The organism is Winslowiella arboricola, from assembly GCF_025527015.1.
Classification (GTDB): domain Bacteria; phylum Pseudomonadota; class Gammaproteobacteria; order Enterobacterales; family Enterobacteriaceae; genus Erwinia; species Erwinia arboricola.
In genome coordinates this window covers 1-216 of the sequence record NZ_JAODIM010000002.1, presented here as the reverse complement: position 1 = coordinate 216, position 216 = coordinate 1, and the positions used below count along the sequence as shown (strand labels likewise).

Sequence of the window (216 nt, the reverse complement as noted above, 5' to 3'; positions counted from 1 at the left end):
TGGTCTCTGCAGTAACTGTATGGGGCTATAGCTCAGCTGGGAGAGCGCCTGCCTTGCACGCAGGAGGTCAGCGGTTCGATCCCGCTTAGCTCCACCATACCGTTACTAAAAATACTTCAGAGCACGCCGGCAACGGTATGCTGCGAAGTATTATGCTCTTTAAAAATCCGGAACAAGCTGAAAATTGAAACGACATGTCGTCTCATTTCTCCGTAA

The 216-nt window shown here is 49.5% G+C and carries 1 tRNA gene; it reads left to right on the top strand.

What is annotated here, in order from left to right:
- The first annotated feature begins 21 nt into the window (after window positions 1-21).
- Window positions 22-97 (top strand) — tRNA-Ala (locus tag N5923_RS00005).
- Window positions 98-216: the final 119 nt, after the last annotated feature.